The following is a 25,286-nucleotide window of genomic DNA, read 5'->3' as shown; positions in this document are numbered from 1 at the left end:
AGGCCGCGCGAAGCGGAATCTACCGGCGCTTCTTGGAGGGTTTGCGGACGATGCCTTGTTCCCAGTTCGACGGCGGTGTGTAGGACCCGCGGCGCAGTGCCGCGAACGAACGGTTCCCCGGCTTACGCTTCGGGACCGGCTGCAGCATGTCCATGAGCCGGACGAACAGTTCGGCTGATTCCTCTGGTTCCAGGTCGCCGGCCCATTGGTCGCCGGTGACATCGTTGATGACGGCGTACCAGACCGCCCGTGACGGGTGCCGGTCCAGGGAGGTGTCCCGGCGCAGGTCCCGCTTCCGAATGAAGGACATGAACCCGTCGTCGAGCTGGTCTCTCCGCAGTTCCCGCAGCGCCTTGCGGCGCGCGTGCTTGGCCCGGCTGGACGCCCCACGGTGGTCTGCGGAGCCGATGGTCAGGGACGCGGCATCTCCTCGGAACCGGAAGTAGAAGAAGCGGCGACCGATGCGGCCGCACGCCTGGACGGGGACACTCCCATTGAAGCTGGTGTGGAACCGGATCCTTTGGGCAGCGTAGCGTTCGGTCAGGGCCCCGATCAGGTCCTCCTGCTCGGGCCGGATGTTCAGGTACAGCTTGGGCGTCACTGTTGCTCCGTGGCGGCGGGTGCGGAGTTTTCGGCCTCGAAGCGCCGCAGCCAGTCCACCTGCACGTCCCTAAGTCCGGTCTCTTCGCCGTCGTCGTCGATGGGGCCGAGGATGATGGCGTCCCCGCAGATGAAGTCGTCGGCGCGGATTGCTTCTGACCAGTGGCACAGCACGGTCGCCCGCGGGTTGGCCGGAAGCGCTTCAAGCTTGCCGTTCTCGTTCAGGTACATGTTCATCGAATACGGGCGGAGTCCGACGAGCTGGATGTCTCCGCCGGCCAGGGACTGCAGGGTTTCCAGATCGGGAGTGATCTCTTCGAAGCGGATCGGCTGGGTCCTGTCAGCGGGGATGATGGCTGCCTGCATGGCGTGCTCCTATGATGGGCGGCGGTTACTGCCCCTCATGTGTGCGGTCGGGTCCGTCGGTCTCCCCGTTCGCGTGCTTGAGGCCGATGCTGAGGGTGACGCGGCCATCGCGAAGAGCGCGGTCAAGATCGCCGGGTTGCAGTGCCCCGGAGTCCAGCTGGTGCCGGACAGCAACCGCCAGGGCCCGGTTCATGGAAACGATGTCCCTCCCCCTCCGGGCGATGGCGGAGAGGGTTCGGCGGCGGCTACGGGGCCTTCGGGTCGAGGACAAGGCGGAGCCGTCCTTCCTTGATGGCCTGGCGCAGCTCGCCCGGGGAAACCTCGGTTATCAGTGACTGACTGCGATCGCTGCGGTTTCCGGCCCAGACGGTGAGCAGGGCACTGTTCAGCGATGCGAAGTCTTTGCGCTTGGCGGACATGGTGGCCACAGTGACCAGCAGGCGGCCGGCTATACGTCCCAGGATCCATTCGGTGAAGGTCAGGGGTTTGACGCCGTCGGCATGGATTGTGGCGCGGTACGTGCGGTACTTGGCGATCATGCGGGCACAGCCTTTCGGAGGGTGGGTTCGACGGCGATGAAGCGGCCCGCGCCGCCGGGGTGAAGCTGGGACACGAGTCGGGCCACTTCGGCAGGGGGCAGCTCGGCGTCGTTCGGGTCCAGAGGACCACCAAGCCAGGTGCGGGCCGTGGCCAGAACAGTCGGGTCGGCCATGATCAGCGCCTCGGCGCGTTTACGGACGGCGGCGCGGGAATGCAGGGCGTCGCCGTCGACGGGGAAGCCATCGGGGTAGCCGCTGATTTCAGTGACGCCGTCGCTGCGGACGGTGATGAAAATCGGAGTCTTTTCCATGCAGCCAATGTGTGCGGCACGCAGGACAGCTGTGCGCATCCGACTGGGGCGACGGCACAGGGCTCTCTCCGACTACCCGACCTCTTCCCAGTTGCCCGGCTCGTAGGCCAGGCGACTGACGATGGCGTAGTCACCGGAGTCCTTCAGTACCGGCAATTCGTCAAGGGCCGCCTGCGCGGCTTCCAAGGTGCCATGCTCCACGACATCGTTCCGCCGCGGCTTGAACCATACCCCGTACTCGAAGTGCGGCTCCTCGTGGGGTGTGAGGCGTTCCCGGAATTCTTCCTCGTTGAGCAGGTCGAATTCCCGGGTCGGATTGCCGTCGTTGTCGAGGACCTCAACAAGGTAGGTGTCTTCGGGCCGGGAGAACCGGCGGACGTAGTCCTCCTTCGAGGGCAGCTCGAAAGTCCCATCGGGCGTGGGGTAATTGTCGTAGGTGCGCCCGTAGTAGTGGACGGACTCGGGGGTGTCCAGACGGGTGATCCGGTGCCGAACAGGATGCTTGAGCATGTAAGTTTCGTCCAGGGTTGTCATGCAGGCCATGTGTGCGGACCGCCCGGTAGCCGTGCCCGGCAGGTGGATAGGATGCAGCATGGCCACTAGAGAGAATCGCGCCAGGTCCTTCAAGAAGTCCCTGGAGGCGGCGGGCTACAGCGTGGTGTGGAAGCCGAAGAAGGCCCAGGTCCCGTGGGCAACAACGAAGGATCTTCCTGCTGCAACCGTTGACATGATGATGGTCATCTTCCGAGAACTAGGGGGCGTTCCTGGCGAACCGAGGCTGGCACCTCAGCACTGGGATATGCAGGCGGACGAGCTGCTGATCGAATTCGATGAGGACCTGCATTTCAACAGGTACAGGACCCTCTCCCTCGCCACTCCTTGGTCCAGGCACCTGCCGTGGTCCGAGGCCTATGGACGCTATGCCGTGCGGATGGAGGGAATGTGCCTGCGGGCAGGCAGTCACGGCGGGAAATGGGCCAATCAATTCTCGGACCGGATGTTCGGAGGATCGGACCAGGAGGGAGCCCTTGGACCGCTCGGACCTTCCCGCTGGAAGCAGCGTGCGATTTATGACGCGCTCAAAGATGCTTACGCGCTGCACACCCGCGGCGTGGCCCTGGCCCGCGTATCCATCCACGACGATATTGGCGGCCTGAACGTCAACGTGGCGACAAAACGTGACATCATTTTGCCGCCGGCGGCTCTGCGGTCCTTCATCGAGGGCCGGACTGTTCCTGCCGTAGCGAGATCATAGAGCGGGCCGGCACTTACCTTTCCCGAGCACGGCCAGTCCCGTCAGGTCTCCTGCTGCGAAGTCGGTGATACGGCCGGACATCCTGGCGGCCATCAGCTGGGCCGGGTCTGGGACGTGGTCCAGGCCGACGACGTGCGCGAGCTCGTGCTGGACGACTGCACGGAGTCTCGTGTGGCCATCCGGGCCCTGGGAAATAGTGCCGAGCGCGGCCGCATTCAGGCGGACCTGGCCGGTGACGTAAGCGGATTCGCTGCCATCGACGGTCACGCCGATGCTTCCTCCAAGGCCGAGGATCGTGCTGGAGCCGGGCGTCCAGTCCTCGGTGAACTGGGGCTCTTCCTGCGTTGTTTCCCAGGCGAACAGCACAGGAGCCCACCGGTCCCCGTATCGCTCGCGCTGGTAGGCAGGACGGTCCAGTGCGGGGGTCTCTGAGGTCACGCCGTCGTTGATGAAGACGAAGCCGGTGGCACGGGATACCGCGGCGACGGCTTCGGTGACGGCCTGGCCGCCGCCAGCGGGGGCGTTGTCTGTACGGATGACGTAGTGGATGGGCCTGCATGGGTCGTAGGAGACGAAGGGCTGGTCGGTCCCTGCGCGCAGGAACGCATAGGAGTTGCTGTTCGCTGCGGTGGGCACCGGAACCCCCAAGGGATGGTCCGAAGCCCCCGTCCCTGGCGGCGGCGACCCGGTCCCGGTCCGGCTGGTCGCTCCTTGGGCCTCGGGGAAGACCCCGCTGAACGGGTCGGTGATGCCGTGGGAGGCGAGCAGTCGGACGGTGTCGGCGGTGAAGCCGGGCGCAAAGTGGGTGAGGGCGAACCATCCGGCGGCGACGAGAACACCGGTCAGGACGACGAACTTGGTGAAGCCCCACAGCCCTCTGAAGAACTGTCCGATGCCGCGGAAGAACCGTTTGGCCCGGGACGGATGGCGAACAGGGGGACGAACGTAGGCGGTACCCGTCCCTGCATCTTCCCAGTCGTACCCGGGCGCTGCGGAGCGCCCGGCGGTGTCCGGCGGCGTGACCCCTGCTGCTTCATCGATCGCCCGCTGCGGCACACGACCCGAAGGCGAGCTGCGCGGCTGCCGGGCGGTCTCTGCCGGCACCTGCGGCCCGGCGGGCGGCAGTTCATCCTGGGCGGCTTTCGGGGCCTCCTGAGCGCCCCGTGCAGCCTCTTCCCGCCGCCGAAGTTCCCGGCGGGTCAGGGGCGGATCGCTGGTTTCGGCGGACCTGTCATTCATCAGTCCTCGCCGTCCGAGGAATCATCGCTATAGGGGAAGCCGAGCTGCCGGACAGCGTCCAGCGCCGCCTTCACCCCAGCCTCGTACGTATCCGGCCGTCCGGCGCGGGTGTGGCCGATCAGGCCATAAATCGTGGCGGCGTACTCGCGGTGGATCTTGGCGCGGGCTTCGGTCAGCTCCTGCTCTGCCTTCAGCCGCAGCTCATGAGGGGTCTGCTGGGCGGACCGGCAGAACGTCAGCAGGTAGCGGTGGTGGTCTTCCGGGTCGATGAGGGTGAACTCGAGGTAATTGGCAGCGTCAGGGTTCTTCTCGAAGGCTGCCTTGATGACCGGCAGGAAGTTCGATCCGATGATCTCCGGGGTCAGCGTCTTGACGCCCTCAGGCCCGAGGGCGACGATGTCCACGTCGTCGTCACTGGGCTCCCGCCGCAAGTCCGCCGCCGCCCCGTCATCCACTGTCTGCCGCTTGGCGTTATCGATCCGGAAGATCACCTGGTTGCGGTACTGCTCGTCGTTGGTGGCAAGCTCGGCGCCCGGGTAGGCGGCTTCCAGCAGCGCCCCAAGGGTCATCAGGACATTGGAGGGCAGCGGCGTGGCGACCTTGATGTCGACCGTGGTGGTTTGGGTTTCGGATGCAGTCATGCCAGCAATGTGTGCGGCGAGGTCAGGTTGCCTGCTCCAGACCTAACAGCTGATGCGTCCTGCCGTCAGTCCGACTTTTTCGATGCCCTGTTAGCTGATGGAGATGGCTTCATGGCCGGGAAGAGCGCGTGCACATCGGAGATCCCGCTCAGCTCCGAGAGACGGACGGCCAGGTGAGCTGCAGCGGCGGCGTCTTCCCCGGCGTCGTGGTGCTGCAGCGGCGGAAGGCCGAGGCTCTCAACGAGCATGTTGAGCCGGTACGACTCCTGGCCGGGAAGGTGCAGCTGCGCCGCGCGCTGCGTGCAGTAGAACGTGAAGGGCGGCGGGGTGAGGCCGATCGCTTCAGTTGTCTGGCGGATCATGGACCGCTCGGCGACGACGTTATGGGCCACCAGTGGCAGGTCTCCTGTGAAGGCCTCAAGCCGTGGCAGCATCAGGTCCCAGCCGTCGGCACCGTCGATCATGCGCCGGGTGATGCCGTGCACGGCAATCTGCCGATGGCCAAAGTTCTGCTGGCCTGCCGGGGGCATCACGAAATGCGTGTGGGTCTTGCCGAGCACCCCGTCGCGGACCTTCACGAGTCCGATCTGGCAGATGGATGAGTGCTTGGCGTTGGCGAGCTCAAAATCGATGGCGACGAAGTCCAATCCTGGGATCACAGGCCGGCCGCCGTTTCCAGGTCCGCGAGCTTTTCCGGCTCATCATCCAGAACAGCCTGGACCATCCCGGCGGTCAGGACCTGGGCGTCCTGGCCGTGGCGTTCGCCGATGCGGACGGCAAATTCACGCAGCCTGGCGATGACATCCGCCGATTCAAGAAGCTGGGCGTTGGTGAGGACATTCGATGCCATGGGGTGCTCCTGGGAGGGAAATTGGGTGCGGGCCCGAGGAGGTGGGTGAACACTCCAGGGGCCCGTTGCACCCCATGTGTGCGGCGAATCAGAAAAGCGTCATCGGGAACGTCCACGCAGGCCGTAGGCGCGGGAGCGAGCCGCTGGTACACGAATGAGCCGGCTGCTTCTGGGGTCCCCACGTGTACCTCAAAATGGGCCTATATCGGAAAGGAGTCAGCGTCGCCGGCGACCCTGAGTTCTTCCTCTATCACGATGATGTCTCCCGCTGGATCTGCCTGGTGGAAGACCACGACGCTCCTTGAGGCGTTGCGTCCAGTGCGACTTACGCCGGCATCTTTGCCTCTTCCAGCAGCAGAAGCCGGCCTATCAATGAGTCATCGCTGGCACTGGCCAGCACAGCGGGGACCTGGGCAAGGACCGGTGGCATCCAGAAGTCGACGGTGAGCCCGTAGTGGTCTGAGGCCGGGTAGCCGTAGCGGGTCGTGTCCGTGAAGGAGCGCTGCATGGCCACCGGGCACCCGGGCCTGCCGTACGCCCAGCCGTAGGTCCAGACGTAGTCGATGCGGCGGTCGGGGAGCATTTCGGGGAATTCGATACCGACGCTGCGGGCGGTCTGCTGTGCCCAGTAGTTGCCGGCGGCGACGGTGGCCGCCTCCTCGGGGTTGCCGACCACGGCGAACGCTTCGGTCCAGAAGGTGTAGCCGTCGTTGGCACCGGTGCCCTGGCCGTTGAGGTACCGGTTGGTGTCACTGGTTGGGAGAGTGTTGAAGTCGCCGGCGAGGATGGCGACGGGGTTCTGGTCCTGGTAGCGGCCCATGAGGGTCCGTACCCGGTTGTCGATGGCTGTCATCTGGATGAGGCGGGTGCCTTCCTGGTCACCGCCCCAGGCCAGGTGGGCCGAGACGACAATGAGCGTTTGGCCAGTGGTTGCCTCAAGGACCGCGTAGTCGGCGCGGGTGAGCTGGCAGTCCGGCGTGCCCAGAACAATGGAACCTGCCTCGATTGCGGGGAGGTGGGACAGGATCGCGTTCCCGGACAGGGCCCCGTCGCGGGTGGGATGCTGGGCCCGGGCGGAGACGACGGCAAGGCCTGTTTCCGCCGCAATGGTGTCCAGCTGGAATGAGCCCCCGTCCACTTCGAACCGGACCTCCTGTAGACACAGAACTGCAGGGAGGAGGGCGCTGAGTTCGTCGCAGGCGAGACCGGTCCGGCGCTCAAGTTCATCGGGGGCGTGGTTGATGTTCAGTGTGGTGACGCGCAGCTGGTGCTCTGCCGGGATACGGGATGTTACGGGGCTCATTCAGTCACTCCGTCGAGGTAGTTCTCTTCCGTGAAGGCCCACTGTGCGGGTTCGTTCACCCAGTGGCGGGCGGCCTTGCTGGCCTGGTCGGCATCCCATGCGGCGCGGTACTTCTGGCCGGCGGCCCACGGGTCTTTGGTGTCCTTGTGCTTGGCGGCCTCTGTGACGGGGATTCCGGCGCGGGTCAGCGCACCAAGACGTTCCGGGGTGACGCCAGCCTTGATGATGTCGGCGTAGATGGCCAGGACGCTCTGGTCCCGGTCGATGAAGGTGTTGGCCCGCGCATGGATGGACGCGGCCCAGGGCCGCAGCTGGTCGGGGCTGTCGATCCCGAGTTTGGTCAGTCGGCCGATCGCCTGGGGGTCATCGAAGCGGAGTTGATCGCGGGTGTTCGCGGCGAAGGTGGCCATCTGCGCGCCTGTCGCGTGTTTCCGCGCCTCCGCCAGGACCTTCACATCGGTGGTCCGCAGAACCTTGCTGGCTGCCTTCAGGTCGTTACCGGAGGTGTAGCCTGCGTCTCGCAGGACCTTCATATCATCAAGCCTTGGATCGAAGCCTGCGGCGAGGAAGGACCGAATGGTTTTAGGGGCAACCAGCGCTTCGTCGAGTTGCCGGCCGGTGTAGGTTTCGCAGGCCTTGGTGCCGTAGGTCCGCAGGCGCGGCCCATCGATCCCCCTGAGGGCGAGCCGGAGGATATTGGCGGGGTAGCGCTTGCTTTCCGGCAGAGCGTCGCGAAGGTCGGCGAGGTCTTCGAGCGGGTATTCGTCCGCTTCAATCAGGGCCCGGTCCCCGATCTTCATCTCCAGCGCCTTGCGGGCCCGCGCGGACTTCGCCTCATCGCCGAGCAGATCAACCGTGGCCAGGTACTGCCCGACCCGGGACAGGTCCTTGTTCTCGACAACGCCGTCCAGGTCTTCCAGCGGTGAGTTCAGGTAGGCGGCCTTCTCCCATGCCGACCACTGGCTCTCGTGGGCGCTGAGCTTGCCGAGCACTTCCAGGCGCTCCGGTCCGATCCCGCTGTCGATCAGAGAGCCGACGCCGCGGAAGTTCTTCGTCCTGTCCCGGGAGAACTGGTTCACGGACGTGTATCCGAGAGCGGCGAGGGCATCGCAGTGTTCTGGGGTTGGCCCGTACACGGACCGGTCGATGACGTACTCGGAGTCCGGGTTGTACAGGGCGTCGCAGCGCTGCAGGAACAGTTCGCGGCCGCCCTCGGTAGTGGTTTCGGCGATGCGCCGACGGACTCCGGGAACGGCGCCAGGACCTTCATGGCGGGAGACGGCGTCGAGGATGCTCTCTTCGCTCAGATGCCCCCCGTCCAGGGGCCCGAGGGTCACGAAGGATTCGCTGTGCTCGGTGGCGGCGAACTGGCCGCCGACGGTAATGCCTTTCGGCTGGCGGGCGATGATGCTGGTCATGGCTGGTTCCTTCTAGCGGGTCTGCTTGGCGTCGCGGGCGGCTTTGCGCTTGGCTGCTTCGTCTTCACGGAACTGGCGGGAACGGTCGGTTTCGATTTCTGCGCGGCCCCAGTAAGCGACGTTGTAGTAGTCGGACTGGCTGTCGATGTTGGTGCGGTTGTAGGCGTTGGTGATGGCCTCTACCCGCTTCTGCAGCTCGACGGCTTCCTTCATCGGCTTGTGGTCGCCGCGGTGATCCAGTTCTGTCGGGTCGAGCCGGTCTGCGTCCGTCACGCCCTGGATGCTGACGTTGATGGACTGCCCGCCGGAGTACTTCTCGTTGGTGACTGAATACTTCAGCCCGGCCGGCAGGTAGTTGGCCTCGGTCGCCGCCTTGAGTTCAGCGCGGATGTCCTTGCAGATGTCTGTGGCGTTGCGGTAGCCGGTGTACTTCGATCCGGTGGTCAGGGTCCCCTGCTGGTAGCCGGGCTGGTGTTCCAGAACAGGCGGGACGTAGCCCTCCTTCAGCGCGCCGCCGGGGTGGCGGGCTGTGTCGGCCGCGGCAGCCTCGGCGATGGTGGCCTTCCAGTCCTCACCGTTGATGGCTTCAGTACGTGCCTTGTTGAAGTAGCCGTAAGCTTCCTCAACCTGCAGGTGCGGGACGTGGTCACTGAAGGACTCGCAGTAGTAGTCAGCGTCCATGGCATCGCCCTTGAGGCTGCATTCGATGGCCCACTCCAGGTCCGGGACCAGGCGTTCATCCTGGAAGTGCGCCATGCGCAGCGACTCGGGAACGTGCCGGTTGCTGGAGGTCGGGGCGGCGTGCCGGCCGTGGCTTGCGGCCGCGAGGCTCAGGGAGGGTTCGGCGTGGGCGGTAGCGGCGAACTGGCCGCCGACGGGCACACCTTTGGGCTGGCGGTTCAGGGGGATAACAGTCATGCCTGGTAGGTGTGCGGCTGTCGCGAAACAGTGCAGGCCCCGGACTTTTCCGGGGCCTGCATGGTGGTTAGCGGTCGGCTGGCAGCCAGTCGATGCTGGACTCGATCTGCTTCGGGGCGCCGGCGTTCTTCAGGGCGGCCAGGCGGGCCTCAACTTCGGTCTGCTCGCCGAGATCTTCCAGGGAGGCGAACTGTGCTTCCAGGCTGTTGGAGGCGAGTTCCTGCTGGCCGCGGACGGTGGCTTCTTCCCGGCGGATGCGCTCTTCAAATCGTCCCAGCGCGCTGGTGGGATCGGCGACGTCCAAGCCTTTGAGTGCTTCATGGACCTGGGATTGCGCCGCTGCGGTCCGAGAGCGGGCCACAAGCTCGTTCCGCTTGGAGGTCAGCTCGGTGAGCTTGCCCTTCATTGAGTCCAACCCGCCCTTGAGCTTGTCCACCACCTCGTTCTGCGCGGCCAGTCCCGGCGCGGCATCGGCGGCCAGCTTCTCGGCGTTCATCTGACGCTGGAGGGCGACCTTGGCGAGGTTGTCGAACTTCTGGGCGTCCCCGGTGTTTCCTGCCGCACGGAACTCATCTGCCTTACGGGACGCCGCCAAAGCCTTGCGTCCCCATTCGTTGGCGTCTGCAACGTTCCGGGTGTGTTCCTCTTCCAGCATGCGGAGGTTCCCGATGGTCTGGGCGACCGCGGATTCCGCCTCGGAGATGTTCTCTGAGTAGTCCCGGACCATCTGGTCCAGCATCTTCTGCGGATCCTCGGCTCGGTCCAGGAGGTCGTTGATGTTGGCCTTGGCGAGCTGTGCGACGCGGCCGAAAATACTCTGCTTCATGGGTTCTTTCTCTGGGACGGACATTCGGTGATCATGTGTGCGGCACGCCCGGGATCACGCTCCGGTGATGCCGTCGCCGATGTCCGCACACATTGGGGTCGACAGCAGAACCCTATTGAAGGAGACCTCCCATGGCTGCACCCAAGACCTACACCGTTGTCGAAGCTGACTTCTATGACCAGCAAGAAGGGCTGAAAGTCGGCGCCAAGGTTGAAGCCATCCCCGCCGGGTCGGCGAACCAGCTGCTGGTGACGCAGATCGTTGGCGCGGATTTCCCGTTGGAGGAGCCGTACGCCGTTTTCAGCCGCCAGCTTCAGGCCGCCTAATCATGAACAGCGCAAAGACGACGATTATCGACGAGTCCATCAATGCCCTGCTGACGCCGGCTGTCATTGAACGCACTGCAGAGGTGCTCGCTGAACTTGAACCGGACAACCTTCCGAACGGCTTTGACCCGTTTGCCCTCAACAGCGTCTATTCGGTGAACAGTTGGTTCGGGTCCACAGCCGGTCCCTTCGGCGGTGTCGGCGGGGCAGCCATGACAGTGTTCCGCCTCACCGTTATCTTCTCGCCCGAGATCATGCTCCTGTTCGCCAACGACAGGTTTTATGGTGTCGCCGGGTTCAGGGCGGAGCTCCTGGGCGAGCTCGATCCGGACCAATTCCTGCGAATCACCGTGTGAATTGCACAATCCATCCCTGATTCATTGAGCAATATGCATACAGGACCGAAAGAATCTGTTAATGTTGCTCGTGTCGGGGAGTGGTATTGGGTGATGCCAGAGCCGGGTCAGGTGCCAGATCATGTTGCACCAGGCCCGGCTTCTCACTGACTGGGTACAGGCAAGCAAAAAGCCGGACGCGTAGAGGCCAATCTGCCACGTCCGGCTTTTCTGTGTGAACCACACAAGGGAACATGCGTAGTTATCTCAAGGTCAGCCCTCGGATGCCTTCATGGCTTCATCCAGAATCGCCTGGTCGAACTTCATTCCGGCCTGCTTCTTGAGGCTCTCGATCTGATAGGGGTACATGTGCTCCGAATGATCCCGCAGGTAGCGGCGGGCCACGTCCGCGTCCGTCTCATGTTCGACAGCGCCTGCGACAAGGGGCCGCACGATCTTCTCGGCTTCAGCGCCTGGCAGCTCCAGTTCCAGTACGAAGCCGCTAGGGGCCTCGATGCGGAGTTGCACGGCGCCGCGGTTGGCTACGGAAGCCACACCGGCGTCCAGATCCTCGCTCATGCCCCGAACGGTGACGGTGTAGCCATCCAGCGCTTTGGCGATGCCGCTTTCAATAAGATCCCGTCTCACAGGATCAGCCCTTCAAGCGAGTCGGGGACCTTGAAGTCAGCGAGGATTTCCTCCTGGGTCTCCTCCGCCGCGACCTTCTTGGCGTTCAGCTGCGTCAGGATGGACGGCAGGGCGCTCCAGATTACGGGCAGGAACACGCGGCGCAGCCGGTCCAATTCAGCGGGCGACTGTTTCTCGAACGGAGCGGCGCCGGTCAGCTTCCGGTCTTCCAGGTAGTTGGCGATCGCATCATTGACGATGGACTCCATATGGAGGTCTTCACGGTTCTTGGTCATGCCCTCAATGTGTGCGGCGGGAACTCTCACTCTTCCCGGTCCTCTCTCCATCATGCATCCAAATGAGATCACGGAGCGTGCGCCGCTGATGGGACCAGCACCGGAACATCAGCCGTGGACGCCCCACTCCTCAGCCTTCACCGTCCAGGACGTTCCGTCGGTCCGGACGATCACCTGGTACCGTCCCGGCGTGACCTCCACGTCTTTCTGGCCCTTCGCAGGAGTGTCAGTGAGGAGGACGGTTTGTGCCGGCACGGGGGTGCTTCCGACCTTCTGAAGGTACACGTAGGCGGGGGCAGCGAAGTTGTAGCTCAGGCGCAGGCGGTCCCCGGTGATGTCCAGGACCGTTGGTTCGGTTTGGCCGGCGACCTCTGCAACGACAGCCCAAGACGGGACCGGCTCGGGTTTCGGGAAGAGCAGCTCGCCGATGGCGCCGGTGCCTCCGGTAACGGCGGGAGCTGCGGTGGTCACCGCAACGGGGACGAGTCCTGCGAACAGTGCAGCAACCAGGGTCCATGAGATTGCGCGGTGTTTCCTTGCCCCGGTGAAGGGCCTGCCGGATCTGTCCTCTGCCTTGCCGGTCAGGATCAGGATGATGTCCGCGACCCACCAGATGCCCAGGCCGCCGAAGGTGACCAGCTTCAGGGCACCGCTGAGGTACTTCCGCTCATAGAAGCGGTCTGCCCCAACCAGCCCAAGGAGCACGGACAGGAGCAACGGGATCCGGAAGTCACGGGCGGGTGGAAGGAGCGGCGGGAACGCGCCGTAGGATGCCAGCATGGAAGCGTATTCTGAGCCCGCCGTCGGCAACGGCGGCAGCGCAGGCAGGTGGTCGACGGGTTCGTCGTTGGCCAGCGCCATGGCCATCGTCAACCGTTGCTGCCGGTGGGACGGGCCGCCCGCTTGGGGCTGGCGTCCCGCCGGGGGTTCCTCCTCCAGGGCGGCGTTCAGGGCCGCTTCGAGGTCGGCGGCAAGCGCGGCACTTACCGCGTCTGCTTCTTCGGATGCCTCAGGTTCAACCCCGGCCGGAGACGCCAGCGTGCGGGTGCCGGGTGCCGGCTGTTCTCCGGCGGACAGTTCGGCCGCGATGAATGACTCCGGGTCCGGCAGGTCAAGGATTGAAACCTCGTGGGTGGCGGCCCTGATGACTGGCTGCTCCACGGTCCGGGCGTCGCGGAGTGCGCGCCGGGTCAGCGGGGCTGCACCTGTCGTAGGGGTCGTCTCCGCAGCGTGAAGGAAATTGTCATCACTCTGAACGCGGAGGGCGTTCCTGTTTCGTTTGAGCTGGATGGGCGCACCTGGGTCGTCGGCGCCGAGCCGGTCCGCTGGTTCGAACGACGCTCCTGGTGGGAAACTGACCTGCGCATGGGGAGGCAAGGAGAAGCCCGGCGCATCGACGTCGCCGTGTGGCAGCTGCAGGCCCGGCCCGAGAGGAACCCCTCCAGCGACCTTGTTACCTTCGAGGTGGTCCACGACGAGGTCGGTAAATGGATGGTCCATGCCCAGAGTTGAGGTCATACTTCCGCATGTGTGCGGCGTTGGCCTTCCCTCTCCCCGCAGCATAGCCCGGCAACGTCGCTTGAAGCAGCAGGCCCCTGCAGGGAACTCCGGCACGGGCCCGCTGCTGCTACTGGAAGCTCTTCTGGTGGCGGAGAACTGAAGCCACGTAAGCCTTGGTGTCCTCGTACATGCCGCGGTTAATCACGGAGTACTGCCCCTGGTAGTAGGAGGCGACGGCGATGTCCTTGGTCGGGCTGGTCTTCACGAGCGCTGCGATGATGGCGACGCCGGCGGTGATGTTGTCCTGGGCGTTGTGCAGGTCCAGCTGACGGCCGACGAGCTGGGAGGCCCACTCGCCCGAGGTGGGCATGACCTGCATGGTGCCGATGGCCCCGGCCGAGGAGGTGACGTTCTGGCGGAATCCAGATTCCTGCATGGCGAATGCCAGCGCCAGGGACGGATCGACACCCATGCGGCGCGCGGTGTCGGCAACCATGGTTTTCAGCTGTGCCGATGAGGGGCTCGCCGCGGTGGCCTGAGGCGCCGGGGCCGGCACGGGAGCCGGGGCGGGCGTAGAGGTGGGGGTCCCGGTCTTGATCCTCTGGCCAGGGTAGATGACCGTCTTGAGGGTCATCCCGTTGGCTTGCAGCACGGCGGAGAGGCTGACACTGTGGGCACTGGCGATCTTGGACAGGGTGTCGCCTGCCTTCACGGTGTAGGTCCCTGCCGTGACCGGGGTGGTGGCCGCGGGCGCCGGGGCGGCGGGAGTTGCAGGTGCGGGCTGCGCAGCGGGGGCGGGTGCTGACGGGGCTGCCAGCAGGATCTTTTGGCCCGGGTAGATGATGGAGCGCATCTGCAGGTTGTTGGCCGCGAGGACCGAGGCGAGGCTGACGCCGTATCTGGCGGCGATCGCGCTGAGCGTGTCCCCGGACTTAACGATATGGCTGGCTGCAGTAGCGGGCGCCGCAGGTGTCGGTTCCGGCTTAGGTGCGACTGGAGTCGACGCGGGAGTGGCCGGGCCGATCTTGATCTTCTGGCCCGGGTAGATGATCGTCCGCTTGTTCATGTTGTTGGCCGCGAAGACGGCAGCGAGGCTTACGCCGTGCCGGGCGGCAATCCCGCTCAGCGTGTCGCCGGAGCGGACGGTGTAGGTTCCCGATGAGGAGACCTCCATAGGGGCATGATAGGCGGCTGGGGCCGCGGCGTACGCTGCAGTGCCGCTGATCATGCTGGACAGAACGACGGCAGACATGGTGCCGGCGGTGACGGCGGCGCTCAGACGGCGGACGGGATTACTCATAGAACTTCCTCAAACGTGTCAGGCCGGCGGTGTCCCCCTGAGGATCCGTCCCGGCCAGGGCAGTGAAAGACCACCGACGGTCAAATCCGGCGGTGGTCTGGGCAGTCGTCCGCCGCAGCTGCGGGGGCAACTGAGAATATGTGTGCGGAATCGGCGTTTCCCCTCACCGGGGCTCATTTCACCTCCGGATTAACCCCTTGGGGTCAGGCGCCGGCCCTACGCGCGAGGCGGTCAGCCATGTAGGCCCCGTAGAGCTCCCGCCCCGTGGGCAGGATGATCAGCTGGACGGCAACGATGAGGACCACTGAGATCCAGTAGGCGGCAGGGACGTTGCCCTCAACGGCGCCGACCTTCTCGAGCCAGGGCAGGATCAGTCCGTCCAGGAAGCGGGTCAGCGGAAAGTGCAGGATCAGCAGGATTCCGGAAGCGAGAAACCGGGCCTGGTTGATGAAGATACCGCCATCACGCAGACACCGGAACAAGGACAGGCCCGAGAGGATCACCATGATGGAGCCGCAGGCGATGGTGAGAATGGGGTACAGCAATCGGGCCTCCAGGGCTGGTGCGGTCATTCCTGAACATGCGTAGACCGCGGCGGCCGCCCTTCCCGAAGAGCAGCGTGTCCCGGTCCGTACACATGACGCGCATGGACCTGCCTTCACTTGTCACTGAATACACCCTCACTCCGACGGGGACCGACATCGATACCCGCAACATCATCTCGTTCTGCGTGCGGGTGCAGCGGCGCGGACCAGACCTTTGGGCGCTGCTCAGCCACGGCCAGATCTGGAACGGCACGGACTGGCAGTACGACTACCCGGAGCACGAACAGGATGCCGACTTCCCCCGCCTATGCCTGCGGGACCTGCAGACTGCCCTGGAGATCGGCGCCGGGCTCCCGGACACGGTGCTCGTTGCGGGGCTGACATGGTCGCAGTGGCAAGACCGGAAGAGGCCAGTGCCGTCGCTTGGCCAGTCTCGGAAGCGGCCCACCCGCCACCATCTTCGACCTGGCCGCCGCCATCCTCGCCCGCACCGGGGAAACCACGACCGTGGCCCTGCACCGGTTGGCGTACTACTGCCAGGCGTGGCACTTGGTTTGGGAGGACCGGCTGCTCGCCGACGCCGACTTCTACGCCTGGGGCACCGGACCTGTGAACCCTGACCTTCATTCCTCGCATGCGGGCACCTTCACCATCAGTGAGGTGCCAGGGAATCCGGGCGTCTTCACCGAGGACGAGAACGAGAGCATCGACAGTGTCGTCAAGGCCTACGGTAGCCTCCAGCCCTTCGAGCTGAGCAGCATCGTCAAGAACGAAGACCCGTGGCGGAGCGCCTGGTCAGGGACCCAGCCGGGCAAGCGTGGACGCCTCATCCAGGTGGACCGGATGCAGTCGTTCTACCTTGAGCTGGACGGTGAGCCCGTAGGGGGCGCGGATCCTGCCGAGGGTTCTAGCTGCTGAAGATATTGACCTTCGCGGTGTGCGCGCCCTTGGTGTCCGTCGGAGTTGCGGCGGCAAGGGTGTAAGTGCCCGTGGCCGTGCCCTCCGGAATCGTGATGACGCTGTCGATGTGCCCTTCGGCGTCGGCAACAGCCTTGGCTCCGGTTCCGACGGCGGTTCCGTCAGCCGAAGTGAGGGTGACGGTTACTGCCGCACCCGGCGTCCAGCCTCCTCCGGTCACGGTCCAGTCCTGACCGGCCATCATCGACTCGTGCTCGGCGACGACGGGCGATGCGTACGCCTTCGCCTCAATCCGTGCCTTGGCTGACGCCATGGCGTCCACCGGACCGGCAGCCTGGCCGGCTTTGCCCTGGGCCTCCTGCTGGACGATCGCGCCCGGAATCGGTTCGCTGGCACAGCCTGCCGAGAGGAGAGCGGCAGCCGTCAGCACAACGGCAAGGACAGTCTTTTTCACGGGATACCTTTCGTCGGATTCACCGGTCGATGCCTCCATTACGGAACATGCGTAGAGGAACGCACCGCCCCTGTCGGACCGCACCCGGCCGGCGTTATAGGTTCAGGGGATGGACGACAGCGAAACCCTGTGGATGGCCAGGCTGGAGAGGTGCTTCGGCGCTGCCCGCAGCTGGGAAAAGCGGCTGGCAACCCCGGATGCGGTCACACCGGGAAGCTCCCTGGCCGGGGACGACAAGGGGCTCGTCACCGCCCCCGTCCGGACGGCAGCGTGGTCTGGGCTGCTCTCCGCCGTTGACCATCTGGCCCTCATGACGGACCTGGCGCGGGAAGAACTGAATATGCGGCCCACGTCCCTCTTCACCCCGACTCGCGCCGCCCTGCTTGGTGCTTCCCAGGCCGTATGGGTGCTGAGCGGCAACCGCGAGACCCGAAGGGCCCGGGCGCTGTCCATTGCAGAGGACGAGAGGTCAAAGCACAGGGCATTCCTTTGGGACTACGCGAAAGACGAATACGCCAAGGCCAACTTCAGCCAGGAATTCATGACAGATTTGAACGGCCAGGCCGACAAGCTGACTAAACAAATCATGCGCATCCGGGAGCTGCGGAAAGGGTTGCCCAAGATCGACTCGGACGCCACCACCATGATGCGGGAAGCCGCCGCCCATCTAACCAGCACCGCCTCGGTCGATGACCAGTGGATGCGCTTCGCCCTGGCCTACGAGTGGCGTGTCGCCAGCGCCGCAGCCCACGGCCGGTCATGGCCGGTGTTCGTACGCAAGACCGAGAAGACCAAGACCGCGGACGGCGAGCTCCGCAGCTTCACTACCTCCGCCGAGGAGCTCGGAAAGTCGGTGGGCGCGGCGACCATGATGACCAGCGAGGCCTGGCGCCTGTGGGATCTGCGCCGGGTCCCTCACTAGCCTCATTAGCTCTCCCGGGGCACCATGTGGTCAGCGATTCGGGCGCTGGACTCTTCCAGGGAAAGGCGCCCCGCAGCGACGCCGACCACCAGGTCGAAAGCAGAGTCCGTGTCGAAGTCGTGCTGGTAGCCGTTCAGCCACAGGAAGAGCACCATGAGCGTCCAGGAGGTGCGCTTGTTGCCGTCCACCAGTGGGTGGTTCCGGGCGGCGGACCCAAGCAGCACCGCGGCCTTCAGCTCCAGGGAGACGAAGGCGTCCTGACCCATGATGGAGGTTCCGGGGCGGGTTACCGCTGCAGCCAGCAGACCCTCGTCGCGGACGAAGAATCCGTAGCGGCCCAGGAAGCGCTTGGCCTCGTCAACAGTCAGGTGCGAGGTCACGCGTCCTCCAGCCGCTTCAGCAGTTCGGCGTCGTGGGTCAGGACGAACTGGAAGCCGGTCTCAAGATCTGCCTTGCGTTCTTCCGCAGTCGGCTCTGTCTCGTCGTCCAGGTGCATGGGGTTCATACTGGGCCATGTGTGCGGAGGCACGCAAAAGCCGCGCCACATGATCTGTGACGCGGCTTCTTTCAGGTAGAACGGAACAGAACGCAGCAGCAGCGCAGCAGCAGCAGCAGCAGCAGCAGCAGCAAGCAAGCGCGGTTACCGGGTGAGGTTCAGCAGCCAGTCCCGAAGCTTCCAGGTACTGATGCAGTCGTAGTGGTTATATTCGGAAATTGACCGAAAAATGGTAAGGGCAGCCTGCTCCTGCCCGGAGTCGACGGCATCACGGTAGACGCTGTACTGGACCATGGAGTCCACCGCGTTCGTGACCCCGATCCGGCCAGCCGGCATGTACAGCGGCTCCAGTTTCTTGATGCTGAAGGACCGGTCCGAGATCCGCACGGAGCCCTTGACGGTTTCGTAGAGGTCGAACATCACCCCGGTCTCCACGAGTTCCTCCACCTCATCGACCATGACCCCGTGCCGGCGGGCCAGCTTGCGCAGGGCGCTGACCTCGTACTGGGCGTAGTGGAAGATGTGCAGGTCCGGGTAGGCAGCGCGGCGTTCGGCGACGTGGTCCATGAAGTCGATGAGCGCCTGGCGTTCTTCCTCCAGGCTGTGCGCGGTGAAGGTGATGAAGTCGTGCCCGTCAGCGGAGTGCTCGACCAGGCCGAACAGGTACTCGATGCCCCACTCCCCCGTTGCCGGGTCCTGCCAGAGCGGGTCCCCTTCGAAGTCGAAGAAGATGTCGCCGGCACTCGGCTTGGGCATGGCGATGACGGCCGGGTTGGGCAGAACCTTGTAGGAGACGCCGTTGATGGTTCCATCGATGTCCCCCAGGCCGCACTGCAACCGTGCCTGGTCCTGCAGCTCGAACCAGAGCGGGTCCATCTTGATGCCGACGTCGGGCAGGTCGGCCGCGGCGAACATGGCCTTCGTCCTGATGCCGGCTTCCATGAGCTTGGCGCGGCGCGACTTGTTCATCCGGCGCACCAGCATCAGGTCATCGGCGGCTTCCATCTCGGCCTTGCAGTCAGGGCATTTCAGGCACGCCAGCCACCGTGGGTCACCCCAGGCCGAGGGCAAGGAGGCCAGGCGGTGCGCTTCCAGGACCGCACGGAGCCGGTCCCGGGCCGCGTAGAACAGGGGCACGCTCTCTGGCAGCGGGTGGCTGGTGGTCTCGTTGGTGCCCAGGATCAGGTGGCCGTCACGGTGAACCGGGACCCCGGCGCTGCGGAGCTGGTCGGCATACGCGGCGAGCTGCAGCAGGGCCTCCGCTTTGGCGCTGCGGGCCAGCTTGGTGTCGAACACAGCGTAGGTGCCGTCCTCCTGCAGGATCAGGAAGTCGGCGCGGCCGTGGAAGCCGTCGGCAAAGAAGGAGCCCTGGAAGATGACGTCGAAGCCGTCGCGTAGGGCCTGGATCGTTTCCCGGTGCCTGGCTTCAAGCCCGGAACGGTCGAAGGTCCGCGGCGGCCCGACCTCGTAGACCCTGGAGGGGCCGAACTCCTCCCGGAGCAGGCCCAGCACCTTGGCTTCGTGCTTGTCGCCAAGGGCAGCAGTCAGGTCCGCCATCGCGTCAGCTTCAACCACCAGCGCCGGGACCCGGTTCAGTAGGACGTCCAGTTTGCGGACGGCTGCGAATTCGCAAGTCGAGCCGGCAACGATGTCACTGGCCGACAGGATCAGTTCATCCTGGCCTGTCCGATCAGTGCTGGGTAGGAAAAACACTTGCGCCTCCGGTCAATCGATACTGCTTACTGGTTCTCATGCGTAGGCCCGGAGCTTCCGGGTCGGTTGGGCTCAGGGGGCTGTGGCCGGCCAGGCGTCGAAGATCATCGTCAGGGAGACCAGGACGATGCCCAGTGCGGAGGCGACGAGACCGCCGAGCATGGGTGTGGCGATCGGGAATGCGACAAACACGGCCACGTAGCCCAGGACGTTGACCGCGGCGAACGCGATCGATAAGGACGGGACGCGAAGGTCTTTCAGGTGGTGCCGGACGATTTCGATAAAGCCGGTGACCACGCTGCAGAGCGCTGCGAAGCCGAGCAGGAAGCCCAGCCAGGCGAAGCGTGGGCCGAGCAGGGTGCTCATCGAATGCAGGGCCAGTGCGGCACTGCCGCCCCAAAAGCCGACGGCGATGGAGGTCACCCCTGCGGAAATCCGCAGCACCGACTTCGCCTTTGAAGTCTGTGCCGGGAGTTGTGAGGGGGCCGCCGGCAGGGAGGCCGGGATGGGGAAAGCCGGCGGCGGAATGGTTGCCTCAGGATGGCCGTACTCGCTCATTTCGTACCCTTTCCACCGCCGGCGACTGTTGGGGTCCCAGTCGAGGCAGATGTTACGAGCAGGGTGTGACAAAAGAGCGCGAGGTCCTACGCGTCCGGCCGCTCCTCCGGCCCGCGGGGAGGATTCCACCCTGGCGGACGCGCCTGTCGCGGGAAACGCGTGTGTTTGCGAAGAGGCCGACTCATCCGGGCGGCGACGTCGTTGATGAGCACGTCGAGGTCGTCGTAAACAAGTCTTCGTTGCGCAAGGTAGTCGTTACGCAGGGTCTGCCCTTCGCCTTCTCTCCAGGGCGCTGAGGAACCGGACAGATCCGCGCCCCGGTAATACTTGGTGGCGGCTTCCAGGCACTGACGGAGTTCCCGGATCACGTACACGGCCGACTCCGCCGCCGCCGATTCAGGATGAAACACAAGCCGCATGGGCGCGCGGATGGCCCGTGCCGCATCAATGGCCGCTTCGCAGCGCTCGATCCGTTTGGCGCGCTCCTCTTTGTCGGTCAAGAGCGATTCATTCCGGTGCACCTGGTGCGGTTCCGGGTCTATTGAAGGCGGGTTGATGTACCTCAAGGCCGCCAGAGCTTCGATAGCCTTCCGGGCGAACTCTTCCGAGGGTTTCAGCATGGACTCCCGTTGCTGGTGCTCCCGCTGGTGGCGTTTGGAAAGCAGGGCGACGGACAGTGCGCTGATAACACCGATCAGGGCTACCAGCACTGATACTTGCGCAGCCGAGTCCCACATGGCCTCATCCTAATGTCGACATGCGTCCACGCTCAGAAGCTAGTGGGGCAGTGTCTCCTGCGGATCGACCGGGCCCTCCAATGCCAGCATCGGCACCCAGGCGGCGAGTGACTGGCGGACCGGGGCGGTGAGGACGATGAGTCCGTCGAGCAGTTTGGCGATCCGTCGGTACTGGGCATTCCGCTGCTCAGGCGTCGTGGAGGCATCCTGGATCAGGTCAAGGGCAGTCCGGGCGTCCTTCAGCCGCTTCTGTTCAGATGCGGTGAAGCTGGACCAGCGGATCTTCTCGGCCCTCCTGACGGCAGCTTCGTAGCTGACCTTCAAGCCGGTGACCGTGCTGCTGAATCGCTCTGCGTCGGCCAGCGGGGGCTTCTTCATCAGGGCCCGCTCCAGTTCCTGGGCGTGGCGCATTTCCCGCACGTACTTGCCAACCAGCGGCTCGGACACGTCGGTCATTATTGGATAGTCGATCTGCTTCGCCAGGTCTGTCTCGTAACTGGCGGAGTCGAGGATGACTCCTGCCAGCGTCTTACGCGCCTCTGCGACCAGCGTGGCGGCGGTAAGGGCCTCCGACCTGCTCTTCCGCATCGCTGGGCGCAACGACTTGCTGTAGTAGTGGAACAGGCCCACGCCGATGGCAGCGAGGGCAGCCAGGACCCCGATACCGACCAGCAGGGCTGGAATCCACGACAGGTCGGCCGGGGTGGCCGGTGAAGACTCCGCGGGCTGCTCATGGGCTGGTGCTTCCTGGACCTGCTCTCCCTCGCCAAGACCTCCATTGAGGGCGTTCGCCACAACAGGAAGGGTCATCGGGACCACGATCATGACGAGCCCCATGACAAGCTGACCCCAGATACCGGCCGGGCTCTCGCCACGGGCTGACCTGAAGGCGAATTTCGCGACAGCCCATACGACGAGCAATATCCCGATGAGTGACAGGATCGGCTGGATTCGGGCTACCAGCTCAAGAATGTTGTCCGCGAGCATGTACTGCCTCCTGATGGCGGTGGGATCGGGCGCTGACGCGGAAGGCTACTTGCATGTGGCCAGGATTCCGGCGATGGCGTCGTGTTCGGCCTGAGTGACCCACAGTCGGTACTTGGCCTTCACGGCAGTCTGACGTGCGACGTATTCGCAGCGGAACGCCTTGTTGCTCGGCAGCCACGCGTCGGCCGAACTGTCGCTCTTCTGTTGATTGGCTGGGCCGTCTGCGGCCATGAGGTTCAGCGGGTCGTTGGCGAGCTGCAGACGCTGGTCGGCGCTGATCTGCTGGGCACCGGTCTGCCACGCCAAACTCAAGGGGATAACGTGATCTATCTGAACGTCGGACGAGTTCTCGCCGCGGGTGAAGTTGATGGTTTTGCCGGTGTACTTGTCGGCCAGTTTGCCGGAGGCGATGACGCAGTTTTTGGTGCCCGGCTTGACCGTAAGATCGGTCAGGTCGCGGCGGAGGATGTCGTTGCGGGTGTCGCAGCCGTTGTGGTCCACGTCCGACCATGCTGCTCCGAACTGATCACGGCTGTAGCCGGTCTTCGGAGCCTTGCCCTTGACCGGGATGGTCTCGAGCTGGGCCAGGGCGGTGGCAGCCTCTGCCGGGTTGGAGGACCCGGTGGCCGGAGCCTCGGTGCTGCTCGTTGCGCTCTTGACCGATTCCGCGACGTTGGTTCCGGCTTGGGCTGCAGCATCGCAGCTCGCCAGGGAACCGGCCAGGAACAGGCTGGCGATGATGGTCAGGGACTTGGTGACGGCGGAGCGTGTGATGTTCATGGTCCTTCATGTGTGCGGCGGGATCATTCACGCTACCCGTGCGCTGGGCATGCTCCAGGAAGACACGTCGTGGCCGTTCCGCGTGGCGGGAGCTAGGCGGCCACGGGCAGATCCACTGAACTGATAAGCGTGAAGAGTTTCGACCGCCTGGCCGGGTCCCACACTGTTGCCTTGTCCCCCGTCTCCTGGGTGATCCATTTGGCGAGCTGGTGATCCACTGAGGGACGTCCCCGACCCGGTTTCTCGGCGGCCGCGGGAAGATGGTGGCGGCTGCCAACGAACACGGACAGCCGCTGGAAGTCTGCGTCCCACTGGCTTTCGAGATGGTTTGGCAGGTCCTGAGTCAGCTCCAGCAGCCGCATGGTGGCCGGCCTGAACGCGCCGCCGTGGCGGTACCGGGTGCGGATCGCAAAGGCATGCTGGTACAGCTCGTGTTCGCGGCGCACCTGGGGCAGCCTGCCGTTCTTTTCGATGAAGTCCACGACGGCGGCCGCCCTGACCTCCTCAATGACTTTTCCGGTGGCCGGGTAGGCATCCTGCAGGGCGATGATGCTGTCCCGGATGTGGATCGTCTCGGCGGTCTCCAGTGGTTCGTGCCGCCGGTTGACGTGGCGGTACATCCACTGTCCTAGACCCGCTTCGATGTCATCTTCCGGGCCTGTCTTACCCCTGAGGGTGTGTCGGGGAAGGCGCCCGTGTTTTGCGCACCAGGCCTGAAGCTCGGCAAGGCGCGCAAAGGGTCCTTGCGGGTCACCTTCAGGGCGCCGGGGATAGGGCGGAGGGCCTTTTGCTCAGCCCGGGACAGCATGCCCTGACGGTAGTGGCGCCGAACGATCTGGAGGGCCTGATAGTCAGTACTTTCCTTCGGGTCCGTGTACCCGGGGAGACGGTCGTGCTTCTGGTAGAAGGAGACGACCCGCCGCGCGTAGCCGCTGAACTCTCCCTCTGAGAGGACCCGGGGAACCGGACCGGGCAGCTGCAACCACGCGTTCTGAGCATCGTCCAGCAGCTTCGTCCGCTCAGGGTTGAGCTGTCCCTTTTCCCTCATCTGGCGCTGCCGGAGGAACCAGCATCCCAGTGCCCGCTCGGCGTGGTCGCTGGATTTGGGATGCGGTCGCTTGCCCTTCTCGTCCATGAATGCCATCAGGGCAGCATGTCGGCCATTGAAGCAGGCGTCGGTTCGGGCGCCGGTCGGCAGGAGAGGCTGAGGCTCAGTGGTCACGTCCGAATATGTGTGCGGACATGGGGGTTCTGGTCTCCGTTCCGGCCCGCCCCAAGGACTCTGGCTCTCCCTGGCCGCCGGCGCTGAATGCCCGCGGCCCAGGGCTGCCGTTTACGTGATGAGGCGGCGGTCTGTTTCCCGGAACACTTCGCGAAGGTCAGAGGCGAGGGTGTCCCCGTCCGGATGGCCGGTCTGCGTGGCCATGTGATTCAGGAACCCACGGACCATGGAGGGGTGCAGCGGCTTCCCGTCATCCGTCTTGAGCGTCGGTTCTTCCCCGGAGACGTCCAGCAGGTATTCAGCACCGTCAGCCCGGAGTTCGGCGGTTCGTGCGCTGCGGTCCAGTTCGCCCAGGTAGCTTTCCGCGTCCTGGAACGAGGAGTCGGCGACCACATCCATCATTGCGGCGTATTCGCAGTGGGACTCGTATTGCCTGCGCAGGTCCTCGGCCCTGGCTGGTTCGAACACGTAGCCGCCAGTGGAGCTGGTGTGGGCCCGGTCAAACCAGTCACCGCGGCGGTAGTCTTCCTCGTCCCCCGGTGTGGCCGAGAGGGACAGCGAGTTGGCTCCGATGCTGATGGTGTGCCTGATGTCTCCTTCCTCGACGGTAAAGCTGGTGCGGTCGCCGATTTCGGTCAGGGTAACGGTGCCGGGGATCCCGGCGTCGGCGACGACCTTCTGTGCGACCAGGGCGAGCCCGGTGTTGCCGCTGGTGTCCAGGTCGTCTGCGACCCGCACCTTCTCGTTGCCTAGCTGCTGGCCGGGTTCGAGCAGGTACCTGGTTCCTGTCATCTCCAGCTGGTCGAGCACGGCGTCCTGCTCATCCCGTGGCAGGGTCTCGAAGGCCTTGGCGCGGCGGTCCAGTTCGACCAGAACCTCGGGCACTGGGTCGGGGGCTTCGTGCTCGTACCCGTACCGGCCCTTGTCCTGGCGCCGCTGCCATGTGCCCATCTCGATGGCGGAACGGGCACGCACCAGTGCGCCGACGACGCCGACGGCTGTCTTGTCCAGCGGCGAGGGCCCCACTGTCAGGGTGATCCCGGTGGGCTCAGAGTGCATTTCGGCGGCGAACTGGCCGCCCGTCCTGACTCCGGCCTGCACGCGGGCGCGGTTCTCTACGTTTTTGGTCACGTCAGACATGTGTGCGGCGAAGCAGGTTATCGGGCGGACTGCGTGCGGAGGACCGACTTGGATACTGCCGAGACCGAGGCCCCCAGTCCAGCTTCTCGTGCACGCTTCTTGACGTCAGCTGTGTGCGGACTCTCCTGGGCCGATCACCGCCGCACACAACCAGGGTGAACGTA

Annotated in this window: 36 protein-coding genes; 6 read left to right on the top strand and 30 right to left on the bottom strand. The window is 64.9% G+C overall.

The window, feature by feature from the left end:
• Positions 1 to 19: 19 nt before the first annotated feature.
• The 6 genes from ACHL_RS20620 to ACHL_RS20600 form a co-directional block, all read right to left on the bottom strand.
• Complete coding sequence (locus ACHL_RS20620) at positions 20 to 601, bottom strand: hypothetical protein (RefSeq protein ID WP_012623055.1); 582 nt, start codon at positions 599 to 601, stop codon at positions 20 to 22.
• A complete protein-coding gene (locus ACHL_RS20615) occupies positions 598 to 966 on the bottom strand; it encodes a DUF3846 domain-containing protein (protein WP_012623054.1) in 369 nt (122 codons plus the stop codon). The genes ACHL_RS20620 and ACHL_RS20615 overlap by 4 nt, the downstream gene beginning before the upstream one ends.
• Before the next feature lie 25 nt (positions 967 to 991).
• A complete protein-coding gene (locus ACHL_RS24335; RefSeq protein WP_012623053.1) occupies positions 992 to 1,159 on the bottom strand; it encodes a hypothetical protein in 168 nt (55 codons plus the stop codon).
• A gap of 52 nt (positions 1,160 to 1,211) precedes the next feature.
• The gene (locus ACHL_RS20610) at positions 1,212 to 1,505 is read right to left on the bottom strand and encodes a hypothetical protein (RefSeq protein ID WP_012623052.1); all 294 of its coding nucleotides are present in this window, start codon (positions 1,503 to 1,505) and stop codon (positions 1,212 to 1,214) included.
• Positions 1,502 to 1,816: a hypothetical protein gene (locus ACHL_RS20605; RefSeq protein ID WP_139187325.1), complete on the bottom strand. Its 315-nt coding sequence runs from the start codon at positions 1,814 to 1,816 to the stop codon at positions 1,502 to 1,504. Before ACHL_RS20605 ends, ACHL_RS20610 begins: the two co-directional genes overlap by 4 nt.
• A gap of 72 nt (positions 1,817 to 1,888) precedes the next feature.
• On the bottom strand, positions 1,889 to 2,350 hold the full coding sequence (locus ACHL_RS20600) for a hypothetical protein (protein ID WP_139187324.1): 462 nt from the start codon (positions 2,348 to 2,350) through the stop codon (positions 1,889 to 1,891).
• A 58-nt stretch (positions 2,351 to 2,408) separates the two neighbouring features.
• On the opposite strand from ACHL_RS20600, the gene ACHL_RS23550 reads away from it, so the two are divergent.
• Complete coding sequence (locus tag ACHL_RS23550; protein WP_012623049.1) at positions 2,409 to 3,071, top strand: DUF7255 family protein; 663 nt, start codon at positions 2,409 to 2,411, stop codon at positions 3,069 to 3,071.
• Here the strand turns inward: ACHL_RS23550 and ACHL_RS20590 are convergent.
• The 8 genes from ACHL_RS20590 to ACHL_RS20555 form a co-directional block, all read right to left on the bottom strand.
• Positions 3,066 to 4,310 carry a zinc metalloprotease gene (locus ACHL_RS20590; protein WP_012623048.1) on the bottom strand — a complete coding sequence of 415 codons (1,245 nt, stop codon included), beginning with the start codon at positions 4,308 to 4,310 and terminating at the stop codon, positions 3,066 to 3,068. The two genes, ACHL_RS23550 and ACHL_RS20590, sit on opposite strands and share 6 nt — an antisense overlap.
• The gene (locus tag ACHL_RS20585; protein WP_012623047.1) at positions 4,310 to 4,951 is read right to left on the bottom strand and encodes a hypothetical protein; all 642 of its coding nucleotides are present in this window, start codon (positions 4,949 to 4,951) and stop codon (positions 4,310 to 4,312) included. The genes ACHL_RS20590 and ACHL_RS20585 overlap by 1 nt, the downstream gene beginning before the upstream one ends.
• A gap of 65 nt (positions 4,952 to 5,016) precedes the next feature.
• Positions 5,017 to 5,610, bottom strand: a complete 594-nt coding sequence (locus ACHL_RS20580) for a 3'-5' exonuclease (RefSeq protein WP_012623046.1) — start codon at positions 5,608 to 5,610, stop codon at positions 5,017 to 5,019.
• The gene (locus tag ACHL_RS20575) at positions 5,607 to 5,801 is read right to left on the bottom strand and encodes a hypothetical protein (protein ID WP_012623045.1); all 195 of its coding nucleotides are present in this window, start codon (positions 5,799 to 5,801) and stop codon (positions 5,607 to 5,609) included. Before ACHL_RS20575 ends, ACHL_RS20580 begins: the two co-directional genes overlap by 4 nt.
• Positions 5,802 to 6,126: 325 nt before the next feature.
• Positions 6,127 to 7,104, bottom strand: a complete 978-nt coding sequence (locus ACHL_RS20570) for an endonuclease/exonuclease/phosphatase family protein (protein ID WP_012623043.1) — start codon at positions 7,102 to 7,104, stop codon at positions 6,127 to 6,129.
• Complete coding sequence (locus tag ACHL_RS20565) at positions 7,101 to 8,522, bottom strand: hypothetical protein (RefSeq protein WP_012623042.1); 1,422 nt, start codon at positions 8,520 to 8,522, stop codon at positions 7,101 to 7,103. Before ACHL_RS20565 ends, ACHL_RS20570 begins: the two co-directional genes overlap by 4 nt.
• Before the next feature lie 12 nt (positions 8,523 to 8,534).
• A complete protein-coding gene (locus ACHL_RS20560; RefSeq protein WP_012623041.1) occupies positions 8,535 to 9,440 on the bottom strand; it encodes a hypothetical protein in 906 nt (301 codons plus the stop codon).
• 67 nt (positions 9,441 to 9,507) lie between these two features.
• The gene (locus ACHL_RS20555) at positions 9,508 to 10,266 is read right to left on the bottom strand and encodes a PspA/IM30 family protein (RefSeq protein ID WP_012623040.1); all 759 of its coding nucleotides are present in this window, start codon (positions 10,264 to 10,266) and stop codon (positions 9,508 to 9,510) included.
• 131 nt (positions 10,267 to 10,397) lie between these two features.
• Here ACHL_RS20555 and ACHL_RS20550 point away from each other — a divergent pair, with 131 nt between their 5' ends.
• Together ACHL_RS20550 and ACHL_RS20545 are read left to right on the top strand one after the other, a co-directional pair.
• Positions 10,398 to 10,592 (top strand): hypothetical protein, encoded by a 195-nt coding sequence (locus ACHL_RS20550; RefSeq protein ID WP_012623039.1) that lies wholly within the window; start codon positions 10,398 to 10,400, stop codon positions 10,590 to 10,592.
• Between the two features lie 2 nt (positions 10,593 to 10,594).
• On the top strand, positions 10,595 to 10,948 hold the full coding sequence (locus ACHL_RS20545) for a hypothetical protein (RefSeq protein WP_012623038.1): 354 nt from the start codon (positions 10,595 to 10,597) through the stop codon (positions 10,946 to 10,948).
• A gap of 252 nt (positions 10,949 to 11,200) precedes the next feature.
• Here the strand turns inward: ACHL_RS20545 and ACHL_RS20540 are convergent, their stop codons facing one another.
• The 3 genes from ACHL_RS20540 to ACHL_RS23545 form a co-directional block, all read right to left on the bottom strand.
• A complete protein-coding gene (locus tag ACHL_RS20540; protein WP_012623037.1) occupies positions 11,201 to 11,575 on the bottom strand; it encodes a hypothetical protein in 375 nt (124 codons plus the stop codon).
• Complete coding sequence (locus tag ACHL_RS20535; RefSeq protein WP_043795013.1) at positions 11,572 to 11,850, bottom strand: hypothetical protein; 279 nt, start codon at positions 11,848 to 11,850, stop codon at positions 11,572 to 11,574. Before ACHL_RS20535 ends, ACHL_RS20540 begins: the two co-directional genes overlap by 4 nt.
• 108 nt (positions 11,851 to 11,958) lie before the next feature.
• The gene (locus ACHL_RS23545) at positions 11,959 to 13,011 is read right to left on the bottom strand and encodes a TM2 domain-containing protein (protein WP_050767205.1); all 1,053 of its coding nucleotides are present in this window, start codon (positions 13,009 to 13,011) and stop codon (positions 11,959 to 11,961) included.
• A gap of 69 nt (positions 13,012 to 13,080) precedes the next feature.
• Here ACHL_RS23545 and ACHL_RS24580 point away from each other — a divergent pair, with 69 nt between their 5' ends.
• Complete coding sequence (locus ACHL_RS24580) at positions 13,081 to 13,362, top strand: hypothetical protein (RefSeq protein ID WP_043795012.1); 282 nt, start codon at positions 13,081 to 13,083, stop codon at positions 13,360 to 13,362.
• A 115-nt stretch (positions 13,363 to 13,477) separates the two neighbouring features.
• Here ACHL_RS24580 and ACHL_RS20520 read toward each other — a convergent pair whose 3' ends face one another.
• Together ACHL_RS20520 and ACHL_RS20515 are read right to left on the bottom strand one after the other, a co-directional pair.
• The gene (locus tag ACHL_RS20520; RefSeq protein WP_012623034.1) at positions 13,478 to 14,650 is read right to left on the bottom strand and encodes a LysM peptidoglycan-binding domain-containing protein; all 1,173 of its coding nucleotides are present in this window, start codon (positions 14,648 to 14,650) and stop codon (positions 13,478 to 13,480) included.
• 203 nt (positions 14,651 to 14,853) lie between these two features.
• Positions 14,854 to 15,222, bottom strand: a complete 369-nt coding sequence (locus ACHL_RS20515; protein ID WP_139187323.1) for a hypothetical protein — start codon at positions 15,220 to 15,222, stop codon at positions 14,854 to 14,856.
• Positions 15,223 to 15,618: 396 nt separating this feature from the next.
• Between ACHL_RS20515 and ACHL_RS20510 the strand changes: the two genes are divergently transcribed.
• Entirely contained in the window at positions 15,619 to 16,113 is a 495-nt protein-coding gene (locus ACHL_RS20510; RefSeq protein ID WP_012623032.1) for a Panacea domain-containing protein, read from the top strand.
• On the opposite strand, the gene ACHL_RS20505 is transcribed toward ACHL_RS20510, so the two are convergent.
• Positions 16,103 to 16,567: a peptidase associated/transthyretin-like domain-containing protein gene (locus ACHL_RS20505; RefSeq protein ID WP_139187322.1), complete on the bottom strand. Its 465-nt coding sequence runs from the start codon at positions 16,565 to 16,567 to the stop codon at positions 16,103 to 16,105. The genes ACHL_RS20510 and ACHL_RS20505 overlap by 11 nt on opposite strands.
• A 109-nt stretch (positions 16,568 to 16,676) precedes the next feature.
• Between ACHL_RS20505 and ACHL_RS20500 the strand changes: the two genes are divergently transcribed.
• Positions 16,677 to 17,489 carry a hypothetical protein gene (locus ACHL_RS20500; protein WP_012623030.1) on the top strand — a complete coding sequence of 271 codons (813 nt, stop codon included), beginning with the start codon at positions 16,677 to 16,679 and terminating at the stop codon, positions 17,487 to 17,489.
• 5 nt (positions 17,490 to 17,494) lie between these two features.
• Here the strand turns inward: ACHL_RS20500 and ACHL_RS20495 are convergent, their stop codons facing one another.
• The 10 genes from ACHL_RS20495 to ACHL_RS20450 all read right to left on the bottom strand — a co-directional run bounded on the left by ACHL_RS20495 (position 17,495) and on the right by ACHL_RS20450 (position 25,122).
• Positions 17,495 to 17,869 carry a type II toxin-antitoxin system death-on-curing family toxin gene (locus tag ACHL_RS20495; RefSeq protein ID WP_012623029.1) on the bottom strand — a complete coding sequence of 125 codons (375 nt, stop codon included), beginning with the start codon at positions 17,867 to 17,869 and terminating at the stop codon, positions 17,495 to 17,497.
• The gene (locus ACHL_RS24855) at positions 17,866 to 17,994 is read right to left on the bottom strand and encodes a hypothetical protein (protein WP_012623028.1); all 129 of its coding nucleotides are present in this window, start codon (positions 17,992 to 17,994) and stop codon (positions 17,866 to 17,868) included. Before ACHL_RS24855 ends, ACHL_RS20495 begins: the two co-directional genes overlap by 4 nt.
• A 135-nt stretch (positions 17,995 to 18,129) precedes the next feature.
• Positions 18,130 to 19,698: a TM0106 family RecB-like putative nuclease gene (locus ACHL_RS20485; protein WP_012623027.1), complete on the bottom strand. Its 1,569-nt coding sequence runs from the start codon at positions 19,696 to 19,698 to the stop codon at positions 18,130 to 18,132.
• A 72-nt stretch (positions 19,699 to 19,770) separates the two neighbouring features.
• Positions 19,771 to 20,256, bottom strand: a complete 486-nt coding sequence (locus ACHL_RS20480; RefSeq protein ID WP_012623026.1) for a hypothetical protein — start codon at positions 20,254 to 20,256, stop codon at positions 19,771 to 19,773.
• Positions 20,257 to 20,342: 86 nt separating this feature from the next.
• The gene (locus ACHL_RS20475; RefSeq protein WP_012623025.1) at positions 20,343 to 20,993 is read right to left on the bottom strand and encodes a hypothetical protein; all 651 of its coding nucleotides are present in this window, start codon (positions 20,991 to 20,993) and stop codon (positions 20,343 to 20,345) included.
• 39 nt (positions 20,994 to 21,032) lie between these two features.
• A complete protein-coding gene (locus ACHL_RS20470) occupies positions 21,033 to 21,980 on the bottom strand; it encodes a hypothetical protein (RefSeq protein WP_012623024.1) in 948 nt (315 codons plus the stop codon).
• A gap of 45 nt (positions 21,981 to 22,025) precedes the next feature.
• The gene (locus tag ACHL_RS20465; protein ID WP_012623023.1) at positions 22,026 to 22,760 is read right to left on the bottom strand and encodes an HNH endonuclease family protein; all 735 of its coding nucleotides are present in this window, start codon (positions 22,758 to 22,760) and stop codon (positions 22,026 to 22,028) included.
• 92 nt (positions 22,761 to 22,852) lie between these two features.
• A complete protein-coding gene (locus ACHL_RS20460; protein ID WP_012623022.1) occupies positions 22,853 to 23,380 on the bottom strand; it encodes a hypothetical protein in 528 nt (175 codons plus the stop codon).
• 8 nt (positions 23,381 to 23,388) lie between these two features.
• Positions 23,389 to 23,904 carry a helicase associated domain-containing protein gene (locus ACHL_RS20455; RefSeq protein WP_012623021.1) on the bottom strand — a complete coding sequence of 172 codons (516 nt, stop codon included), beginning with the start codon at positions 23,902 to 23,904 and terminating at the stop codon, positions 23,389 to 23,391.
• 189 nt (positions 23,905 to 24,093) lie between these two features.
• A complete protein-coding gene (locus ACHL_RS20450) occupies positions 24,094 to 25,122 on the bottom strand; it encodes a hypothetical protein (RefSeq protein WP_012623020.1) in 1,029 nt (342 codons plus the stop codon).
• Positions 25,123 to 25,286: the final 164 nt, after the last annotated feature.

It is taken from the genome of Pseudarthrobacter chlorophenolicus A6, assembly GCF_000022025.1.
In the GTDB taxonomy this organism is placed as follows: domain Bacteria; phylum Actinomycetota; class Actinomycetes; order Actinomycetales; family Micrococcaceae; genus Arthrobacter; species Arthrobacter chlorophenolicus.
The sequence above is the reverse complement of the archived record's forward strand: the minus strand, read 5'-3'. Positions and strand labels throughout refer to the sequence as shown.

Bases quoted from the DNA above. Each gene is read 5' to 3' on its own strand.
- ACHL_RS20615 (WP_012623054.1), bottom strand. From the start codon at position 966: ATGCAGGCAGCCATCATCCCCGCTGACAGGACCCAGCCGATCCGCTTC.
- ACHL_RS24335 (WP_012623053.1), bottom strand. From the start codon at position 1,159: ATGAACCGGGCCCTGGCGGTTGCTGTCCGGCACCAGCTGGACTCCGGG.
- ACHL_RS20610 (WP_012623052.1), bottom strand. From the start codon at position 1,505: ATGATCGCCAAGTACCGCACGTACCGCGCCACAATCCATGCCGACGGC.
- ACHL_RS20605 (WP_139187325.1), bottom strand. From the start codon at position 1,816: ATGGAAAAGACTCCGATTTTCATCACCGTCCGCAGCGACGGCGTCACT.
- ACHL_RS20600 (WP_139187324.1), bottom strand. From the start codon at position 2,350: ATGACAACCCTGGACGAAACTTACATGCTCAAGCATCCTGTTCGGCAC.
- ACHL_RS23550 (WP_012623049.1), top strand. From the start codon at position 2,409: ATGGCCACTAGAGAGAATCGCGCCAGGTCCTTCAAGAAGTCCCTGGAG.
- ACHL_RS20590 (WP_012623048.1), bottom strand. From the start codon at position 4,310: ATGAATGACAGGTCCGCCGAAACCAGCGATCCGCCCCTGACCCGCCGG.
- ACHL_RS20585 (WP_012623047.1), bottom strand. From the start codon at position 4,951: ATGACTGCATCCGAAACCCAAACCACCACGGTCGACATCAAGGTCGCC.
- ACHL_RS20575 (WP_012623045.1), bottom strand. From the start codon at position 5,801: ATGGCATCGAATGTCCTCACCAACGCCCAGCTTCTTGAATCGGCGGAT.
- ACHL_RS20570 (WP_012623043.1), bottom strand. From the start codon at position 7,104: ATGAGCCCCGTAACATCCCGTATCCCGGCAGAGCACCAGCTGCGCGTC.
- ACHL_RS20565 (WP_012623042.1), bottom strand. From the start codon at position 8,522: ATGACCAGCATCATCGCCCGCCAGCCGAAAGGCATTACCGTCGGCGGC.
- ACHL_RS20560 (WP_012623041.1), bottom strand. From the start codon at position 9,440: ATGACTGTTATCCCCCTGAACCGCCAGCCCAAAGGTGTGCCCGTCGGC.
- ACHL_RS20555 (WP_012623040.1), bottom strand. From the start codon at position 10,266: ATGAAGCAGAGTATTTTCGGCCGCGTCGCACAGCTCGCCAAGGCCAAC.
- ACHL_RS20550 (WP_012623039.1), top strand. From the start codon at position 10,398: ATGGCTGCACCCAAGACCTACACCGTTGTCGAAGCTGACTTCTATGAC.
- ACHL_RS20545 (WP_012623038.1), top strand. From the start codon at position 10,595: ATGAACAGCGCAAAGACGACGATTATCGACGAGTCCATCAATGCCCTG.
- ACHL_RS20535 (WP_043795013.1), bottom strand. From the start codon at position 11,850: ATGACCAAGAACCGTGAAGACCTCCATATGGAGTCCATCGTCAATGAT.
- ACHL_RS20520 (WP_012623034.1), bottom strand. From the start codon at position 14,650: ATGAGTAATCCCGTCCGCCGTCTGAGCGCCGCCGTCACCGCCGGCACC.
- ACHL_RS20515 (WP_139187323.1), bottom strand. From the start codon at position 15,222: ATGACCGCACCAGCCCTGGAGGCCCGATTGCTGTACCCCATTCTCACC.
- ACHL_RS20500 (WP_012623030.1), top strand. From the start codon at position 16,677: ATGGACGACAGCGAAACCCTGTGGATGGCCAGGCTGGAGAGGTGCTTC.
- ACHL_RS24855 (WP_012623028.1), bottom strand. From the start codon at position 17,994: ATGAACCCCATGCACCTGGACGACGAGACAGAGCCGACTGCGGAAGAA.
- ACHL_RS20480 (WP_012623026.1), bottom strand. From the start codon at position 20,256: ATGAGCGAGTACGGCCATCCTGAGGCAACCATTCCGCCGCCGGCTTTC.
- ACHL_RS20475 (WP_012623025.1), bottom strand. From the start codon at position 20,993: ATGTGGGACTCGGCTGCGCAAGTATCAGTGCTGGTAGCCCTGATCGGT.
- ACHL_RS20470 (WP_012623024.1), bottom strand. From the start codon at position 21,980: ATGCTCGCGGACAACATTCTTGAGCTGGTAGCCCGAATCCAGCCGATC.
- ACHL_RS20465 (WP_012623023.1), bottom strand. From the start codon at position 22,760: ATGAACATCACACGCTCCGCCGTCACCAAGTCCCTGACCATCATCGCC.
- ACHL_RS20460 (WP_012623022.1), bottom strand. From the start codon at position 23,380: ATGTACCGCCACGTCAACCGGCGGCACGAACCACTGGAGACCGCCGAG.
- ACHL_RS20455 (WP_012623021.1), bottom strand. From the start codon at position 23,904: ATGGCATTCATGGACGAGAAGGGCAAGCGACCGCATCCCAAATCCAGC.
- ACHL_RS20450 (WP_012623020.1), bottom strand. From the start codon at position 25,122: ATGTCTGACGTGACCAAAAACGTAGAGAACCGCGCCCGCGTGCAGGCC.